The organism is Prevotella herbatica (assembly GCF_017347605.1).
GTDB lineage: Bacteria > Bacteroidota > Bacteroidia > Bacteroidales > Bacteroidaceae > Prevotella > Prevotella herbatica.
Map to the genome: position 1 here is coordinate 2,811,063 of NZ_AP024484.1, position 16,505 is coordinate 2,827,567.

18 protein-coding genes are annotated in these 16,505 nt (G+C 36.7%); 16 read left to right on the forward strand and 2 right to left on the reverse strand.

The genetic code is table 11. From position 1 onward, the window contains the following. The first annotated feature begins 23 nt into the window (after positions 1 to 23). The 12 genes from prwr041_RS13720 to prwr041_RS10610 all read left to right on the forward strand — a co-directional run bounded on the left by prwr041_RS13720 (position 24) and on the right by prwr041_RS10610 (position 10,937). Positions 24 to 152 carry a hypothetical protein gene (locus tag prwr041_RS13720; RefSeq protein ID WP_262897000.1) on the forward strand — a complete coding sequence of 43 codons (129 nt, stop codon included), beginning with the start codon at positions 24 to 26 and terminating at the stop codon, positions 150 to 152. 81 nt (positions 153 to 233) lie between these two features. Next, complete coding sequence (gene fmt / locus prwr041_RS10560; RefSeq protein WP_207153740.1) at positions 234 to 1,208, forward strand: methionyl-tRNA formyltransferase; 975 nt, start codon at positions 234 to 236, stop codon at positions 1,206 to 1,208. Between the two features lie 126 nt (positions 1,209 to 1,334). After that, entirely contained in the window at positions 1,335 to 1,904 is a 570-nt protein-coding gene (locus tag prwr041_RS10565) for an L-threonylcarbamoyladenylate synthase (RefSeq protein ID WP_207153741.1), read from the forward strand. A gap of 93 nt (positions 1,905 to 1,997) precedes the next feature. Then, entirely contained in the window at positions 1,998 to 3,719 is a 1,722-nt protein-coding gene (locus prwr041_RS10570) for a chloride channel protein (protein ID WP_207155664.1), read from the forward strand. A gap of 150 nt (positions 3,720 to 3,869) precedes the next feature. Continuing rightward, entirely contained in the window at positions 3,870 to 4,856 is a 987-nt protein-coding gene (locus prwr041_RS10575) for an ROK family protein (protein WP_207153742.1), read from the forward strand. 169 nt (positions 4,857 to 5,025) lie between these two features. Then, positions 5,026 to 5,709: a LysE family translocator gene (locus tag prwr041_RS10580; RefSeq protein WP_207153743.1), complete on the forward strand. Its 684-nt coding sequence runs from the start codon at positions 5,026 to 5,028 to the stop codon at positions 5,707 to 5,709. A 35-nt stretch (positions 5,710 to 5,744) separates the two neighbouring features. Further along, the gene (locus prwr041_RS10585; protein WP_207153744.1) at positions 5,745 to 6,299 is read left to right on the forward strand and encodes a DUF4924 family protein; all 555 of its coding nucleotides are present in this window, start codon (positions 5,745 to 5,747) and stop codon (positions 6,297 to 6,299) included. 76 nt (positions 6,300 to 6,375) lie between these two features. Beyond that, the gene (gene rfbD / locus prwr041_RS10590) at positions 6,376 to 7,254 is read left to right on the forward strand and encodes a dTDP-4-dehydrorhamnose reductase (protein ID WP_207153745.1); all 879 of its coding nucleotides are present in this window, start codon (positions 6,376 to 6,378) and stop codon (positions 7,252 to 7,254) included. Between the two features lie 55 nt (positions 7,255 to 7,309). Beyond that, on the forward strand, positions 7,310 to 8,896 hold the full coding sequence (locus prwr041_RS10595) for a peptide chain release factor 3 (RefSeq protein WP_207153746.1): 1,587 nt from the start codon (positions 7,310 to 7,312) through the stop codon (positions 8,894 to 8,896). A gap of 18 nt (positions 8,897 to 8,914) precedes the next feature. After that, positions 8,915 to 9,520 (forward strand): UpxY family transcription antiterminator, encoded by a 606-nt coding sequence (locus prwr041_RS10600; RefSeq protein WP_207153747.1) that lies wholly within the window; start codon positions 8,915 to 8,917, stop codon positions 9,518 to 9,520. A gap of 16 nt (positions 9,521 to 9,536) precedes the next feature. Next, positions 9,537 to 10,748 (forward strand): hypothetical protein, encoded by a 1,212-nt coding sequence (locus tag prwr041_RS10605; protein ID WP_207153748.1) that lies wholly within the window; start codon positions 9,537 to 9,539, stop codon positions 10,746 to 10,748. Between the two features lie 33 nt (positions 10,749 to 10,781). Then, positions 10,782 to 10,937 (forward strand): hypothetical protein, encoded by a 156-nt coding sequence (locus prwr041_RS10610; RefSeq protein ID WP_207153749.1) that lies wholly within the window; start codon positions 10,782 to 10,784, stop codon positions 10,935 to 10,937. A 75-nt stretch (positions 10,938 to 11,012) separates the two neighbouring features. On the opposite strand, the gene rfbA is transcribed toward prwr041_RS10610, so the two are convergent. Continuing rightward, positions 11,013 to 11,891 (reverse strand): glucose-1-phosphate thymidylyltransferase RfbA, encoded by an 879-nt coding sequence (rfbA, locus tag prwr041_RS10615; RefSeq protein ID WP_207153750.1) that lies wholly within the window; start codon positions 11,889 to 11,891, stop codon positions 11,013 to 11,015. A 19-nt stretch (positions 11,892 to 11,910) separates the two neighbouring features. Next, positions 11,911 to 13,317, reverse strand: coding sequence for an undecaprenyl-phosphate glucose phosphotransferase (locus prwr041_RS10620; RefSeq protein WP_207153751.1), 1,407 nt, complete (start codon positions 13,315 to 13,317; stop codon positions 11,911 to 11,913). Positions 13,318 to 13,540: 223 nt separating this feature from the next. On the opposite strand from prwr041_RS10620, the gene prwr041_RS10625 reads away from it, so the two are divergent. From prwr041_RS10625 to rny, 4 genes are all read left to right on the forward strand, one after another. Then, the gene (locus prwr041_RS10625) at positions 13,541 to 14,167 is read left to right on the forward strand and encodes a hypothetical protein (RefSeq protein WP_207153752.1); all 627 of its coding nucleotides are present in this window, start codon (positions 13,541 to 13,543) and stop codon (positions 14,165 to 14,167) included. 128 nt (positions 14,168 to 14,295) lie between these two features. Next, positions 14,296 to 14,589, forward strand: coding sequence for a hypothetical protein (locus prwr041_RS10630; protein ID WP_207153753.1), 294 nt, complete (start codon positions 14,296 to 14,298; stop codon positions 14,587 to 14,589). 8 nt (positions 14,590 to 14,597) lie between these two features. After that, a complete protein-coding gene (locus tag prwr041_RS10635; RefSeq protein WP_207155665.1) occupies positions 14,598 to 14,897 on the forward strand; it encodes a cell division protein ZapA in 300 nt (99 codons plus the stop codon). Positions 14,898 to 14,925: 28 nt separating this feature from the next. Then, positions 14,926 to 16,461, forward strand: coding sequence for a ribonuclease Y (rny, locus tag prwr041_RS10640; protein ID WP_207153754.1), 1,536 nt, complete (start codon positions 14,926 to 14,928; stop codon positions 16,459 to 16,461). Positions 16,462 to 16,505: the final 44 nt, after the last annotated feature.

Genomic DNA, 16,505 nt, shown 5'->3' on the forward strand with positions numbered 1-16,505 from the left:
CAGATGTATTCTCCCGCAAATTAATGCATCAACGCAAACGACATCTTCTCCCGCAGATTACGCATATTCCCGCAGGAAAGACAGGTTGGGGACATGGATTAGTTTGCGCTGATGACGCTGAGAACGACAGTCGTGACACTGCAGGAGAATAAGCAGTTAATTTAACTTTTTTGAGGATAATAATAATAAACCGAAGTATTTTTATTAATTTTGCGGTATAAAAATAGAATAAGATGAAAAAGGAAGACTTACGAATCATATTTATGGGTACACCGGAATTTGCGGTGGAATCATTGAAAAACCTTGTTGAAGGTGGATATAATGTTGTTGCTGTTGTGACACAACCTGATAAAGCTGTGGGAAGACATCAAGACCAACTGCAATCGTCACAAGTGAAACAATATGCGATGGAGCATAATCTGCCGATTTTGCAACCAGTGAAGATGAAAGACCCTGAATTCGTAGAGTTGTTGCAATCATACAAAGCTGACTTGCAGGTAGTTGTTGCTTTCCGTATGCTTCCAGAGGTGGTATGGGATATGCCTCGATTCGGCACGTTTAATGTTCATGCAGCATTGTTGCCACAATATCGTGGTGCAGCACCTATAAACTGGGCTATAATTAATGGAGAAACTGAAACTGGAGTTACAACATTCTTTCTTGACAAAGATATTGATACGGGTAAGATTATTATGCAGAAGCATTTCCCTATTCCTGATGATGCAGACGTTGAATACGTGTATGATGGTTTGATGAAACTTGGTGCAGAGGCTGCAAAGGAAACTATTGATATGATAATTGCTAACGATGGAAATGTTGACGCTATGGAACAGTCGCAGTTTGCAGATTCAGAAGGCAAAGAATTGAACTCTGCTCCTAAAATATTCAAGGAAACATGTAAAATAGATTGGAATAAGACAGCAAAGGAAGTATATGATTTCGTGCGCGGTCTAAGTCCTTATCCTGGAACATGGACAAATATGACAGAAGATAATAAAACTTCGGTGCTGAAGATTTTCAAAACAGCTAAAACTGATATCCATGATGATGCAAAACCTGGAACGGTATTCAAGGAAAAAAACTCACTCTATGTGATGTGTAGTGACTGTTGCCTAGAAATCATGGAACTTCAAATGGCTGGCAAAAAAAGAATGGATGCAAAGGCTTTTCTGAATGGGATGAGAGACAAGACATTCACACTTGAATAAGAGTGAATAATAATGATAATATGAATAATTTCATTATTTTTCTAGCGGCAAAATAATTTGGAAGTAATTTGGCAGTTCAAACTTTTTACTATATATTTGCGCTTGAAAAGATTTATAAACAAAAAGATGACACAACAGGAAGACATTAAGAATGCCATTGAATGTATGAGACATGGCGGAGTAATTCTTTATCCAACAGACACTGTATGGGGTATAGGATGTGATGCTACTAACGAAAAGGCTGTAGCTAAAGTTTATGAAATTAAGCAACGTGACGATTCTAAGGCTCTTATATGCCTTGTTGATTCTGACAACCGAATGCAGAGATATTTCAGAAATGTGCCTAAGGTTGCATGGCAACTCGTTGAAACAACTGTAAAGCCGACAACAATTATTCTTGATGACGCTGTTAATGTAGCTGATAATTTGATCGCTGAAGACGGAAGTCTCGCAATGCGCATTACACAGGAAGCATTTAGCAAGGAACTATGCTATAAGTTTCAGAAACCAATTGTAAGTACAAGTGCCAACGTAAGTGGTGAACCTGCTGCTGCTAACTATTGTGACATCAGCGAGGAAATACTCAATGCTGTTGACTATGTTTGCTGGACTCGCAGACAAGAGCACAAACCACACACTCCAAGCTCTATCATCAAATTGGGAAAAAACGGAGAAGTTACTATCATCAGAAAATAAAGTAACAGGAAAACTTAAATAAAGAAAGACAAAATAATTTTGGAAACAGAAAAAATATTGAAGTGGAGAAAAGAACATCTGTCTGACAGGCAGATGACACTAATCCTATCGTTTGTTATTGGTTTCTTTGCTTCTGTTGCTAGCTTTATCCTGCATAGTATAGTTAAAGAAATACAGCGTTTGCTAACTGCAGGATTTGATCACACTACATACAACTGGCTTTACTTGCTGTTTCCTATTGTTGGTATATATCTCACATCACTTTTTGTGAGATATGTTGTTAAAGACAATATTTCACATGGTATCACACGAGTGCTTTATGCTATTGCTACAAAGAGTTCAAAACTTAGAGGTCACAACTGTTGGACGTCGGTAATAGCATCAAGTATAACGATTGGATTTGGTGGTTCGGTAGGTGGTGAGGCACCTATTGTGCTGACAGGTTCAGCAATAGGAAGTAATCTTGGCAAAATGTTTAAGATGGATCCTAGAACGGTAATGCTGCTTGTGGGATGTGGTGCTTCTGCTGCCATTGCTGGTATATTCAAGGCTCCAATAGCAGGACTGGTTTTTACACTGGAAGTGCTGATGTTGGACCTAACGATGGCTTCGTTGCTGCCTATACTTATATCAAGTGTCACAGCAACATGCTTTACCTATATATTTGCTGGCAGTGAATCATTGTTCACTTTTCACATGGACAATGCATGGGTGATAGGACGTGTTCCGCCATGTATTTTGCTAGGCATATTCTGTGGTGTCGTGGGATTATATTTTATGAGGACCATGACAGCATGTGAAAACGTGTTTGCTAGTTTGAAGAACCATACTTATGTGAAACTTATTTTGGGTGGTGTGGTGCTTAGTAGTCTTATCTTCTTATTTCCGTCATTGTATGGTGAAGGTTACAGCGCTGTGAATGTGCTGCTTGATGGGAGTACAATCGCTGATTGGGGGAAGGTGATGAACGGTTCTCTATTCTATGGTCATAGTGAATTGCTTGTGCTATATATTGGACTGGTTGTACTGACAAAGGTATTTGCTACATCAGCTACTAATGGCGCAGGAGGTTGTGGAGGAACATTCGCCCCTGCTCTTTTTATCGGAGGTTTTGCGGGGTTCTTCTTCGCTCGTCTATGGAATATGTATCAAATTGGAACATATATACCAGAAAAGAATTTCGCTTTAATGGGGATGGCTGGAGTGATGGCTGGAGTGATGCAAGCACCCCTTACAGGAATATTCCTTATAGCTGAACTCACCGGTGGATATGAGTTGTTTATTCCGTTGATGATCGTGTGTATCAGTGCATATCTAACGATAAATATATTTGAACCTCACAGTATTTATGGTATGCGACTGGCGCGTGAAGGAAAATTGCTCACGCACCATACTGATCAGTCTATTTTGACATTGATGAGTCTTGACAGTATCATTGACAGACAATTTACTTCTGTAACTCCTGATATGCAGCTGGGACAGCTGATAAACTACATAAGTAAGAGTCATACAAGTTTTCTACCTGTTCTTGATAAAGCGGGTGATTTGCTTGGAGAGATTGATATCACCAAGATACGACATATAATGTTTCGTAATGAACTGTATACCAGATTTACTGTGAAAGACATTATGACACCAGCTCCTGCAACTCTTGTTAGAGAGGACAAAATGATAGACGTGATGCACAAGTTTGAAAAGACGAACTGTAACTATCTTCCTGTTGTAAATGTAAATGGTCAACTTGAAGGTTATGTGTCACGAACTCGTATGTATAGTATGTATCGCCACATGGTAGCGGATTTCAGTGCAGAATAATTTTCAGTAATTATTCTCATTGAAAAATTTGCGTGTATGCTATAAAATCAATATCTTTGCACGGGTGCAATCATATAGTTTTATGACTGATTAATATTGATTGCGAGACTGACCAAATGCATTAAATAACTAACAATTAAATAGAAAAACATGAATTCAAATGAAACCATGAAACCGTATGTAATCGGTTTAGATCTTGGAGGAACCAATTCTGTATTTGGAATTGTGGATTCTCGTGGTGAAATAAAGGCTCAAATAGCTATAAAAACACAGGGATATGATAAGGTCGAAGATTATGTGAATGCCTCTATCGACGCATTGATGATTATCATTGATCAGGTAGGTGGACTTGACAAAATCAAGGCAATGGGTATCGGTGCTCCAAATGGTAACTACTACAAGGGTACCATAGAATTCGCTCCAAATCTTTCATGGGGACATAACGGCATCGTTCCATTGGCAGAATTGTTTAGCAAGAAACTTAATAATATTCCTGTAGGTCTTACAAACGACGCTAATGCCGCAGCAATCGGCGAGATGACTTACGGTGTAGCAAGAGGATTGAAGAATTTTATCGTTATCACTCTTGGCACTGGTGTAGGCTCTGGTATTGTGATCAATGGACAGATGGTTTATGGTTGTGATGGCTTTGCTGGTGAACTTGGTCATACAACAATGCGCCCTGACGGGCGTTTATGCGGTTGTGGAAGAAAGGGATGTTTGGAGGCTTATTGCTCTGCAACAGGCGTGGCAAGGACAGCTCGTGAATTTCTTGAAAAGACAGATGATGACTCTTTGTTGAGAGCTCTGAAGGCTGAAGATATCACTTCTCTGGATGTAAGTATTGCTGCATCAAAAGGCGACAAGTTGGCCAATAGAGTATATGAGTTTACTGGTGAGTTGCTAGGAGAGGCTTGTGCCAACTTCGCAGTATTCTCTAGTCCTGAGGCATTTATATTCTTTGGTGGACTTACAAAGTCTGGTGACTTACTTATGAAACCATTGGTGAAGAGTTATAATGATCATGTTTTGAAGGTTTTCAAGGATAAGGCAAAATTCCTTATCAGTGGTCTGGAAGGTTCAAGCGCAGCAGTTCTCGGTGCCAGTGCAATTGGCTGGGAACTATCAGAAAAATAGACTTATTATATAATATATACAAAAGTGTGGATAATATATTTATTCACACTTTTTTGTATTTAATCAGTTGTTATCTACCAAGAAAACAGATGATGAATATAATGTGAAATAAAATATAACGGCTTTTTTTTGGAAAATTCAATGCTTTGCAGTAACTTTGCAGGCTAATATGGGCATGTCATTTCCTTTTCAAATAAATATATTGGAACTCATTTTAAAGGGTATCCTGATTGGCATACTTGCGTCGGCCCCAATGGGACCAGTAGGTATCTTATGTATAAATCGTACCCTCAAAAAAGGACGTTGGTATGGTTTTGTAACTGGATTAGGTGCAGCGGTAAGCGACCTTATCTATGCAGTTCTCACAGGTGTGGGAATGAGTTTTGTAATGGATATCGTAAGTAATCAGCAGACAAAATTTTATTTGCAGATTTTTGGCGGAATACTGTTGCTTGCTTTTGGTATATACAGTTACCGTAGTAATCCTATGCAGAAAGCACATCCAGGTGGTGGAGCCGGTAGAGGATCGTTGCTTCATAATGCTATAACAGCATTCTTCGTTACTTTCTCTAACGTGCTTATTGTGCCGTTCTTTATGATGCTGTTTGCATTGTTCTCTTTTGTTATTCCAGATCATCCTGTAGAGATGTGCATAGGATATTCTAGCGTTATCTTTGGTGCTTTGCTATGGTGGTATGGACTGACTTGGCTTGTAGACAAGGTGAGATCTAAGTTTGACGATAACGGTATTCTAATAATTAACAAGATTATTGGAAGTGTGGTAATAATATTCTCTCTAATCGCTCTTATCGGAACGATTTTTAATTTATATCATCTCCCTGAGTTGGCTTAATGCCGACGTATCGGATAACATAATAATTTTACGACATGTTTATAGCTAAGGAATTAAGAAAGACATCCATTGCCGAATACTTGCTCTATATGTGGCAGGTAGAGGATATGATACGAGCTATGGGATGCTCGCTTCCTCTCATAAAAAAGGCTTATGTAAGTAAGTTTACTGATTATACAGAAGAGCAGAAAGAGGAAGAGCTGGATTGGTTTGGTAATCTGGTAAGGATGCTTAATGAGGAAGGCAAGCGTGAACAGGGACATCTGAACATCAATACTATTGTTGTAAAGGATATGGCTGACTTGCACAGCAGGATGCTTCAAAGTAATAAGTTTCCGATTTATAGTGCAGAATACTATAAAGTGTTGCCATTTATTGTAGAACTGCGCAATAGGGGTGATAAAGATGTGAACGAGATAGAAACATGTCTTGACGTACTTTATGGCATTATGCTGCTGCGTATTCAGAAGAAAGAGATAACTCCTGAAACAGAACATGCAATAAAGGAAATTTCGACCTTTATTGGATTACTCAGCGATTATTATATCAAGGATGAAAAAGAAGGCCTTGATTTCGGAGAAGACGAATAGAACATAATATTTAACATGCAGCGCGTCTGTTTCTCGTGTTGGGCGAGGCGGCATGCTATAAGTTAATATAGAAAAAATGAATATTTTAGTAACAGGAGCCAACGGACAGTTGGGAAATGAAATTCAGCTCACATCAAAAAACAGTAAGGATAGTTATATATTCACTGATGTTTGTGATGGATATTGCAAATTGGATATCACGAATATTGAGGATATCAGAAAAGCTGTAGCCGAAAACAGTATCGAATGTATCATTAACTGTGCTGCATGGACCAACGTAGATTCTGCTGAAAGTGCAGGCGAAATCGTGGAAACGCTTAATGCCAAGGCTCCTGAAAATTTAGCAATTGCTATGAAGGAAGTTGGTGGACTGCTTGTTCACGTCAGTACAGACTATGTATTTGGCGGTGACCCATACAACGTTCCTTGTAAGGAAGACCAAAAGGGTACTCCTACAGGTGTATATGGTTTGACAAAACTTCATGGCGAGCAGAACATACAGAACAGCGGAGCAAAATATATTATTATACGCACTTCTTGGCTTTACTCAGAGTTTGGTAGAAACTTTGTTAAAACAATGATGAACCTTACTTCTACTAAGTCTGAACTGAAGGTGGTATTTGACCAGTGTGGTACGCCTACGTATGCAGGGGATCTGGCTTCAGTGATATTCGATATTGTTGAAAACAGAAAGTATGAGGGTAATGATGGTATATATCATTTTAGTAATGAAGGAGTATGCTCTTGGTATGACTTCACTATAAAAATAGCAGAGTTGGCAGGAAACACGAAATGCGACATACAACCATGTCACAGTGATGAATTTCCTTCTCCTGTTAAACGCCCTTCTTATTCTGTTCTTGACAAAACTAAGCTAAAGGAAACCTTTGGTATAAAGATACCTTATTGGACTGACAGTTTGAAGAAATGTATTAGCAATATGCTTAAGGCATGATGTTAGGAATCATGTTGTCGGTCTGTATTTAAAAATTATATATTAGATTTTATTCATGAATGAAATTCAAAGGCGAAGAACTTTCGCCATAATATCTCACCCAGATGCCGGTAAGACAACTCTTACCGAAAAATTTCTTCTGTTTGGTGGACAGATTCAGGTTGCAGGAGCGGTAAAGAATAATAAGATTCGCAAAACTGCTACTTCTGACTGGATGGATATAGAGAAACAGCGTGGTATCTCTGTTTCAACTTCTGTAATGGAGTTTGACTATCTTCCTGATGGTGAGACCGGTGAAACCTATAAGGTGAATATCCTTGATACTCCAGGACACCAGGATTTCGCAGAAGATACATATAGAACTCTTACTGCGGTTGATTCTGCTATTATCGTAGTTGACGGCGCTAAAGGAGTAGAGGCACAGACAAGAAAATTAATGGAAGTATGCCGTATGCGCAATACTCCTGTTATTATATTCATTAACAAGATGGATCGTGAAGGTCGTGATCCTTTTGATTTGCTTGATGAACTTGAAGAAGAACTGAGTATAAAGGTTCGCCCTTTGTCATGGCCTATCGGTCAGGGACTACGCTTTAAGGGCGTATATAATATTTATGAGCAACAGCTGAACTTGTTTACTCCAAATAAACAGCGAGTTACAGAAAAGATAGCTGTTGACGTAGCATCAAAAGAACTTGACGCACAAGTAGGTGAGCGTGAGGCGCAACAGCTTCGTGAAGATTTGGAATTGGTTGACGGTGTTTATCCTGAATTCGATAAAGAAACTTACAGAAGCGCTGAAGTGGCACCTGTATTCTTTGGATCTGCACTTAATAATTTCGGTGTTCAGGAATTACTTGACTGCTTTGTTGATATCGCTCCAAGTCCTCGCCCAACAAAGGCTGAAGAGAGAATGGTTGAAGCTACCGAACCTAAGTTTACTGGATTCATATTCAAGATTACTGCCAATATTGATCCAAATCATAGAAGTTGTATAGCATTCTGTAAAGTATGCTCTGGAAAGTTTGTTAGAAATCAGCCATATCTGCACGTACGCCAAGGTAAGACTGTAAGATTCTCTTCTCCTACGCAGTTCATGGCTCAACGCAAGAATACTGTTGAAGAGGCTTATCCTGGTGACATTGTTGGTTTGCCAGATAATGGTATTTTCAAGATTGGAGATACACTTACTGAAGGCGAAATATTACATTTCCGTGGATTGCCAAGTTTCTCTCCGTTATTGTTTAAATACATCGAGAATAATGACCCGATGAAGAGTAAGCAATTTCAGAAAGGTATTGAGCAACTTATGGATGAAGGTGTAGCTCAGTTGTTTGTAAATCAGTTTAACGGCAGACGTGTAGTTGGCACTGTAGGACAGTTGCAATTCGAGGTTATTGAGTATCGTTTGGAACATGAATATAATGCAAAATGTCGTTGGGAACCTGTACATTTGCACAAGGCTTGTTGGGTTGAGTCTGATGATGCTGAAGAACTGGACAATTTTAAAAAGAGAAAATATCAGTATATGGCTAAGGATACAGAAGGTAGAGATGTATTTTTGGCTGATAGTGGTTATGTGCTTAGTATGGCACAGCAAGACTTTAAACATATAAGGTTCCATTTCACTAGTGAATTCTAATTTTTTTTATTGCATACCATGGACAAAGATAAAAATATTGAATCTACCAAGATGGAAGATATTAATGCGCAGATTGATGCTGTTGGTGAAGACGAACAGCATCGTTATCCTTGGTATGCAATAAAATTATATGGTTTCACTCAGAAAAAGGTTGAGGAATATTTAGCTGATAACGGTCTTGAGACATTTATTCCTCTGGAGTATGTTGATGAAGAAGATAAAGAGCACAAGGTAAAGCATATTTTGCGTCCTGTAGTGAAAAACCTTATATTTCTCAAAAAAACAAAAGATGATGCCATTATCAAAAAAATAATAAGCTCTTCAAACATTAAGATGAGTATCATTACGGTAAGTAAGATTGACAAGAGGTATTGTGAAATACCTGTAAGACAAATGGATGAGTTTATGATGATGTGCAATCCTGATATACTACTTAAAAAGTTTATTAGTGAAGAGCAAGCACACCTAAAGACTGGTACCCTGGTAAGGGTGAAAAGAGGTCCATTGCAGGGACTTTCTGGTAAGCTTGTTAGATCTAATAAAAACTACTACTTATTGAAGGATGTACCAGGAATGGCCGTATTGCTGAAGGTAACTAAATGGTGCTGTATGGCTTTAGAATAAAGATATTATAATAATTATGAAACATGGACTAAAATTACTACTATTCTTAATTTTACTATCACTTAATTGTTTTGCGGAATCAAGCGGTATTCAAATAATTAATAGCGAAACAGAACTCGTTGACGGAAATATATATATTATACGTGGATTTAACTCTGACGAAAATGTATGCTATACGCTAGACGGCTGGCATGTAATTGATGATGATTCAATTTATCAGTTTAAGCGAATTGATGAATTAAGCATAACTGAAAATAAGTCTATAGGTTACAGTAATTTATGGAAATTGTGCAAAATCAATGATCAATGGGGACTTATGAACTTAAACTTCGGTAGTAGATTTTTAAGTTCTTCACCAAACGATTATAATAATTCTTATACATACCTTAAGAAGACTTTTGATAGTTCTTGTTATGTGAAATTTATAGGCTTCGGTGATGATATGAAAATAAATGTTGGTGGTAAGGACCTTGTGTATTATGGCAATACCTATTATACTTTTTATCCACCTACTTTAAAACGAAGTTTAAATGTGCAGATCTGCAGAATGGATGATCCTGTAATTCTTGTGGATGAAAATAGAGATTTAGAAAAAATAAGTCCTGTTGTCGTTAGTATTAAATTGGCTAGAACATTGAATGACAATGAAATCAACACGTTTGTTGTTCCTTTTGATATACCTGATTATAAAAATGTTTTAGGTGCCAATGCTCATGTATATCTTCCAACTGATTATGAAGATTATAATATTATATTCACTGAATTGGGCGATGATGATATTATTAAAGCCAATACACCTTATTTAATTAAAGGAACGTTCAATTCAAATGGATATGTAATCAATAATGTACAGCTGGATTTTAGTGGTGAAGGGGAATGTCTTTATAATGTAGGTAAACTTACTATTCACGGATTATATAAAAGTGAGAATATAGGAATGAAAGATTCGTATATCTTTCAGGGTGATCATATCTCCAAATGCTGTAATACGGAGCATGTTTATATATATCCCTTTAGATGGTATTTTACTTCTGATAACGAGCAACTTGATAACACATTAATGAAATTAATATATGACGACGGTGAAGTTACTATGATAAATACTCCGTATGCTGATAGTCAGATGAAAAATGGAATTTACAGTCTGAATGGTGTGAAGATGAACTGCGACGATAGACAACTCCAACACGGAATTTACATTATTAATGGAAGAAAGATAATGAAATAAGCTATGGATTATTTAAAATAATTAATAACTAAAATGAAGAAAAACTATATAAAACCTAAAATAAAAAATATTAGAATTATAGAGAATTCATTATTGATGAGTTCATCAATAAACCCTTCTAAACAAGATGTTATTAATTTCACCCCAGATATAATTCCTGATGCTGAAGATGGTGCGGAGGCATCATAAAAGAAATAATGCAGTTAATGCTATCATAAAATAATCATGTTACATTAACTGCATTTATTATATATTTTACTGTGATCATTTATTGCTGGCGATCTCCATCAAGTATTTGCCATATTCATTTTTTAGCATAGGCTTAGCATCATCTATTAGTTGCTGGATATCAATCCAACCTTGTCGGTAAGCTATTTCTTCAAGACATGCTACTTTCAGTCCTTGACGCTTCTCTATAACCTCAATAAATGTGCTTGCTTCGGACAAGCTATCATGAGTGCCTGTGTCTAGCCATGCAAAACCGCGTTGAAGAGGTTGTACTTTCAAACTCTTGCGATTGAGGTATTCCTGATTAACCGTTGTAATCTCTAGCTCGCCTCTTTCACTGGGTTTGATGTTCTTAGCTATATCAACAACACTGTTTGGATAAAAATATAGTCCTACAACAGCATAGTTGCTCTTAGGATTTTCAGGCTTTTCCTCGATACTAAGACAGTTGCCTTTCTCGTCGAATTCAGCTACACCATATCTTTCCGGATCATTAACGTAATATCCAAATACGCTAGCCTGATTGTTTATTTCTGCATCAGCGACACATTCTTTCAAAATACTACTAAAACCAGCACCATGGAATATATTGTCACCTAATACAAGACAAACAGAATCATTTCCAATAAATTCCTCACCAATAATAAAGGCTTGTGCTAATCCGTCAGGACTAGGTTGTTCGGCATATTGAAAATTCACTCCGATATCTTTCCCGTCACCAAGTAGACGTTTGAATCCCGGAAGATCAAAAGGTGTAGATATTATCAATATATCCTTTATTCCAGCAAGCATTAATACTGAAATTGGATAGTATATCATCGGTTTGTCGAAAATCGGTATAAGTTGTTTGCTTATGCCTTTTGTGATAGGGTAGAGGCGCGTGCCAGAACCACCAGCTAAAACAATTCCTTTCATTTATATTTGTCTTTATTTATTAATATGCACACTTGTCTGGTATAATGACACTCTTAATTGTCTTGTAAATAATTTTAATGTCAAGCATAAATGTCCAGTGCTCAATATACCAGATGTCTCTTTCAACTCTTTCTTCCATTTGCCAAAGTTCCTTTGTCTCTCCACGGAAACCAGTAACCTGAGCCCAACCAGTTATTCCTGGTTTACAGAAATGGCGAACCATATATTTGTCAATCAGCTCGCTGTATATCTGTGTATGGTGTAGCATGTGAGGTCGTGGTCCAACTATACTCATGTCCCCCTTCAATACATTCCAGAATTGCGGAAGCTCATCAATATTGGTTTTCCTCATAAAATTTCCAAAAGCAAATTTTCTTGGATCGTCCTTCGTTGCTTGTGCTGTATCAGCGTCTTTATTTACATGCATGCTGCGGAACTTGTAGCAGTTGAAAGTTTTTCCCTCAAATCCTGTACGTTCTTGCTTGAAGAAAATTGGACCAGGACTTTGAATTTTTATTATCAAAGCAATAATTGGTATTATTGGAATCAGGCAAATACAGCAAAAAATACTTATTGTTACGTCAAACAATCTCTTGATTAACTTATTTGTTGTACATGAAAGAGGCTCTAAATGATTAGTATACGTCAAAGTTTCTCCCATCATTTCAGGCTTTAGTCTTAATCTATAGTTACCAAACATACGTGGAATATAATAGAAACGTATTAAGTGTGCGTCACAAAATTTCATTATTTGTGCAATTTCATCATTATGGTCGTGGCTTAGACTACAGAATACATCGTCTATTGATGTATCAGGACTATTCTCCATATTATGGTATAGGGCTTTCATGTCACCAAGATAATTTAGGTTTTGTGGATTATTAGTTATAATTTTGTTGCTGTAATATCCTTTTACACGATAGCCAGTTGTTGGATCTCCAATCATGGTGTTATACATGTTTACCAAAGCAGGGTCATTACCTATCATTATTACACTTCTGGTATTCCTACCCAACTGTCGAAAATGTCTTAATAATTTTCTTTCAAAAAAGCGAGCTAGCATTATGGTTAAGTAAGCGGATATCCCATAGATGATTGCAAATTGAAAATATTTAGGAGTATCGCTAAGAAAACTCAATAATATAACCATTGACGCAACGTGCGTTAGCACTAGTTTTGCAACTCTTGTGGATATTTCTTCAAAACTGATTTTGCGATAATGGATTTTGGTCTGAAAAAAATATTGACCAATTGCCATTGCAAAATTAGCTGTTAGAATGGTTATTTTTGTTGCGCTATGGAAGTACCCTGGAACGAAATCTGGAGTTAGTAAAATGTAACATAATAATATAATATTAATAATCACGAAATCACTAATAATTACCAGTTTCCTCGCAAGATCATTCCCACTTAAGTTCTGTCTCATTTGAATGTCTTTTCTCTATAGGTTTGTATCAGATCACCAAAATACTGATTATGTCGCAAAGGTAGTAAAAATAATAATAAAAACATTCATCCATGCTATCCTTTTTTTCAATAATGTTTCTGTCTTTGTTATTAGCTTTAAAAAATTAGGTTTATTGGATAAAAATATCTATCTTTGCACAAACGTAAACTATTTTAAGAAAAAGTATTATTGAAAAAACGTTATGGAAATATTTTCTAAACTATTTAGTAAAAAAGATAAAGAAGTGAAAGTTGGCGGAATGGAAGACTTTATGACACTCATCAGAGTTTATTTTCAAGCCTCATTAGCAGCCAATCTTGGTATAAATAATCTTGGAATGTTGCCAGATTTAAGAACCTTTAAAGCAACACTTCATGTTCCAACATTAAATAATAAATTGGGATTAGGTGAAAAAAATCATTGTAAAAAAATGATGAAAGAAATTTATGGACTTAAAGACGAATTCTTTAAGGAAATAGATTTGAGTATTCGCAAAAATTGTCATAAACTACAGGATGTACAACCTTATATGATTCAGTTTCAAGGATTCTCTCAGGATCTTATGATGCTCATGGGAAACTTGATGAAATTTAAATTGAGACTTCCTTCTTTCATGAAAAAATTACTTTATTCCATGACAGAAAAGACTGTGAAAAATTTGTTTGTGAAAAATGATTATAGCGATCCTAGTGTGATAAAAGCTGTTATGGCAATAAGACAATATGAAAAACGTTTAGGTTTCAGCCAAAAATGGATCACTGAATTTGTGTTTAATGTTGTAATGTTAGCAAAGAAAGAACCTAAGCCTGATACAGAAACAAAGAAATAGAATAGTTTTTTAGTTGATATTCAATTGAAACTTTAAATTGATGTTTTGTTTATGATTAAACAAAAACTTTAAGTAAAATTTGGATATTTCAATTTATTAAACTAAATTTGTAACCAAATTGTATATTTATGACCGCTACTGAGGATACTTTAACCCTTTTTTCTACCAGAGTGAGGCAGATGATTCTTCAATACAAGGAATTGAGGAAAGAAAATGCTGAATTATATTCTATGGTAGATGAGAAAGATAAGCAGGTGGAAAAGCTGAAAGCTCAGATTACTCAGGCGCAAAATGATTACAACAGTTTGAAGATGGCTAAGATGCTGGAAATTACAGACGGCGATATGGAAAACGCTCAGAAACGATTGCAGAAGCTAATCCGAGACGTAAACAAGTGTATAACGCTACTGAGTGAAAAATGACAGAAGCGATGGCTGAAGACAACAAAAACAAGTTACATATAAGATTACACGTATATGATACAGAAATGTCCGTGAACATTGTTCGCGAAGAAGAGAAAATGTATCGTGACGCAGCTAAACTTATAACAGATACAGTAAATACTTATGCAGACGTTTTTAAAGGACGTAAGAGTGACAAGGATTTATTGTACATGGCCCTTATTGATATTGCGCTTAGATATGAAAAAGAATCTACACGTAATGATACAGGACCTTATAGTGATATTCTTGGAAAGTTGACTTCAGAAATCGAAGATGTATTGAAGTAAGAAAGAATATTATTAATTACATAAAACTATGATAGAATCAATAATAATTGCATTAGTCGCACTCTTTATAGGAGGTGCAGTTGGCTATGCTTTTTTCCGTTATGTTATAAAGGGAAAATATAAAGAAATGGTTGATGCTGCCGCTAAGGAAGCTGAAGTTCTAAAAGAAAAGAAGCTCTTGGAAGTTAAGGAGAAATTTCTTAATAAGAAGAGTGAACTAGAGAAAGAAGTTCAGCAGCGCAATATGAAGATCCAACAGAGTGAAAATCGCTTGAAGCAGCGTGAGATTTCACTAAATCAGCGTCAGGAAGAAATTGGAAGAAGAAAGTCAGAAGTAGAACTTGGACAGCAGAGAATTGACAATGAAAAGAAATTGTTGTCAGTTAAGCAGCAAGAGCTTGAGAAAATGCAGAAGCAGGAACAGGCTAAGTTAGAAGAACTTTCTGGACTTAGTGCTGATGAGGCTAAGAGTAGACTTGTTGAGAGTCTTAAAGACCAAGCAAAACTTGATGCTGCAAGTTATATTAATGAGATAATTGACGATGCCAAGCTAAATGCTAACCAACAAGCTAAGAAAGTCGTAATTCAGACAATACAGAGAGTTGCTACTGAAGCAGCTATAGAAAACTCTGTAAGTGTCTTCCATATAGAAAATGATGAGGTTAAGGGTCGTATTATTGGCCGTGAAGGTAGAAATATTCGTGCTCTTGAAGCAGCAACAGGTGTAGAAATCGTTGTAGATGATACTCCTGAGGCAATTGTAATAAGTGCATTTGATCCTATTCGTCGTGAGATATGTCGTCTTGCTCTTCATCAACTTGTTGCTGATGGTCGTATTCATCCTGCACGTATTGAAGAGGTTGTCACTAAAGTTAAGAAGCAACTTGAAAATGAAGTTATCGAAACTGGTAAGCGTACTGCTATAGACCTTGGTATTCATGGTTTGCATCCAGAACTTATCCGTATTATCGGTAAGATGAAATATCGTTCAAGTTATGGACAGAACTTGTTGCAACATGCTCGTGAGACTGCCAATCTTTGTGCAGTAATGGCAAGTGAGCTAGGACTTAATCCAAAGAAAGCAAAACGTGCTGGATTACTTCATGATATTGGTAAGGTGCCAGATGAGGAGAGTGAATTGCCACACGCATTGTATGGTGCTAAGATAGCTGAGAAATATAAGGAGAAACCAGATATTTGTAATGCTATTGGAGCTCACCATGATGAAGAGGAAATGACAACATTGCTTGCTCCTATAGTTCAGGTTTGTGATGCTATTTCTGGTGCTCGTCCTGGTGCTCGTCGTGAAATTGTAGAGGCTTATATCAAGCGTCTTAACGATTTGGAGGCTATTGCAATGAGTTATCCTGGAGTTACTAAGACTTATGCTATACAGGCTGGTCGTGAACTTCGTGTCATTGTTGGCGCAGATAAGATGAATGATGACGAAAGTCTTAAGTTGAGTGATGAAATCGCAACTAAGATCCAGAATGAAATGACTTATCCTGGACAGGTTAAGATTACAGTTATTCGTGAAACTCGTTCTGTAGCATACGCGAAATAAAAGAAGTTTATATTAATATATTAATCCTCCCTCATTATTGTGGG

Excerpts from the sequence above, each read along its gene's own strand:
- prwr041_RS13720 (WP_262897000.1), top strand. The coding sequence starts at position 24 with ATGCATCAACGCAAACGACATCTTCTCCCGCAGATTACGCATATTCCC.
- fmt (WP_207153740.1), top strand. The coding sequence starts at position 234 with ATGAAAAAGGAAGACTTACGAATCATATTTATGGGTACACCGGAATTT.
- prwr041_RS10565 (WP_207153741.1), top strand. The coding sequence starts at position 1,335 with ATGACACAACAGGAAGACATTAAGAATGCCATTGAATGTATGAGACAT.
- prwr041_RS10570 (WP_207155664.1), top strand. The coding sequence starts at position 1,998 with ATGACACTAATCCTATCGTTTGTTATTGGTTTCTTTGCTTCTGTTGCT.
- prwr041_RS10575 (WP_207153742.1), top strand. The coding sequence starts at position 3,870 with ATGAATTCAAATGAAACCATGAAACCGTATGTAATCGGTTTAGATCTT.
- prwr041_RS10580 (WP_207153743.1), top strand. The coding sequence starts at position 5,026 with ATGGGCATGTCATTTCCTTTTCAAATAAATATATTGGAACTCATTTTA.
- prwr041_RS10585 (WP_207153744.1), top strand. The coding sequence starts at position 5,745 with ATGTTTATAGCTAAGGAATTAAGAAAGACATCCATTGCCGAATACTTG.
- rfbD (WP_207153745.1), top strand. The coding sequence starts at position 6,376 with ATGAATATTTTAGTAACAGGAGCCAACGGACAGTTGGGAAATGAAATT.
- prwr041_RS10595 (WP_207153746.1), top strand. The coding sequence starts at position 7,310 with ATGAATGAAATTCAAAGGCGAAGAACTTTCGCCATAATATCTCACCCA.
- prwr041_RS10600 (WP_207153747.1), top strand. The coding sequence starts at position 8,915 with ATGGACAAAGATAAAAATATTGAATCTACCAAGATGGAAGATATTAAT.
- prwr041_RS10605 (WP_207153748.1), top strand. The coding sequence starts at position 9,537 with ATGAAACATGGACTAAAATTACTACTATTCTTAATTTTACTATCACTT.
- prwr041_RS10610 (WP_207153749.1), top strand. The coding sequence starts at position 10,782 with ATGAAGAAAAACTATATAAAACCTAAAATAAAAAATATTAGAATTATA.
- rfbA (WP_207153750.1), bottom strand. The coding sequence starts at position 11,891 with ATGAAAGGAATTGTTTTAGCTGGTGGTTCTGGCACGCGCCTCTACCCT.
- prwr041_RS10620 (WP_207153751.1), bottom strand. The coding sequence starts at position 13,317 with ATGAGACAGAACTTAAGTGGGAATGATCTTGCGAGGAAACTGGTAATT.
- prwr041_RS10625 (WP_207153752.1), top strand. The coding sequence starts at position 13,541 with ATGGAAATATTTTCTAAACTATTTAGTAAAAAAGATAAAGAAGTGAAA.
- prwr041_RS10630 (WP_207153753.1), top strand. The coding sequence starts at position 14,296 with ATGACCGCTACTGAGGATACTTTAACCCTTTTTTCTACCAGAGTGAGG.
- prwr041_RS10635 (WP_207155665.1), top strand. The coding sequence starts at position 14,598 with ATGGCTGAAGACAACAAAAACAAGTTACATATAAGATTACACGTATAT.
- rny (WP_207153754.1), top strand. The coding sequence starts at position 14,926 with ATGATAGAATCAATAATAATTGCATTAGTCGCACTCTTTATAGGAGGT.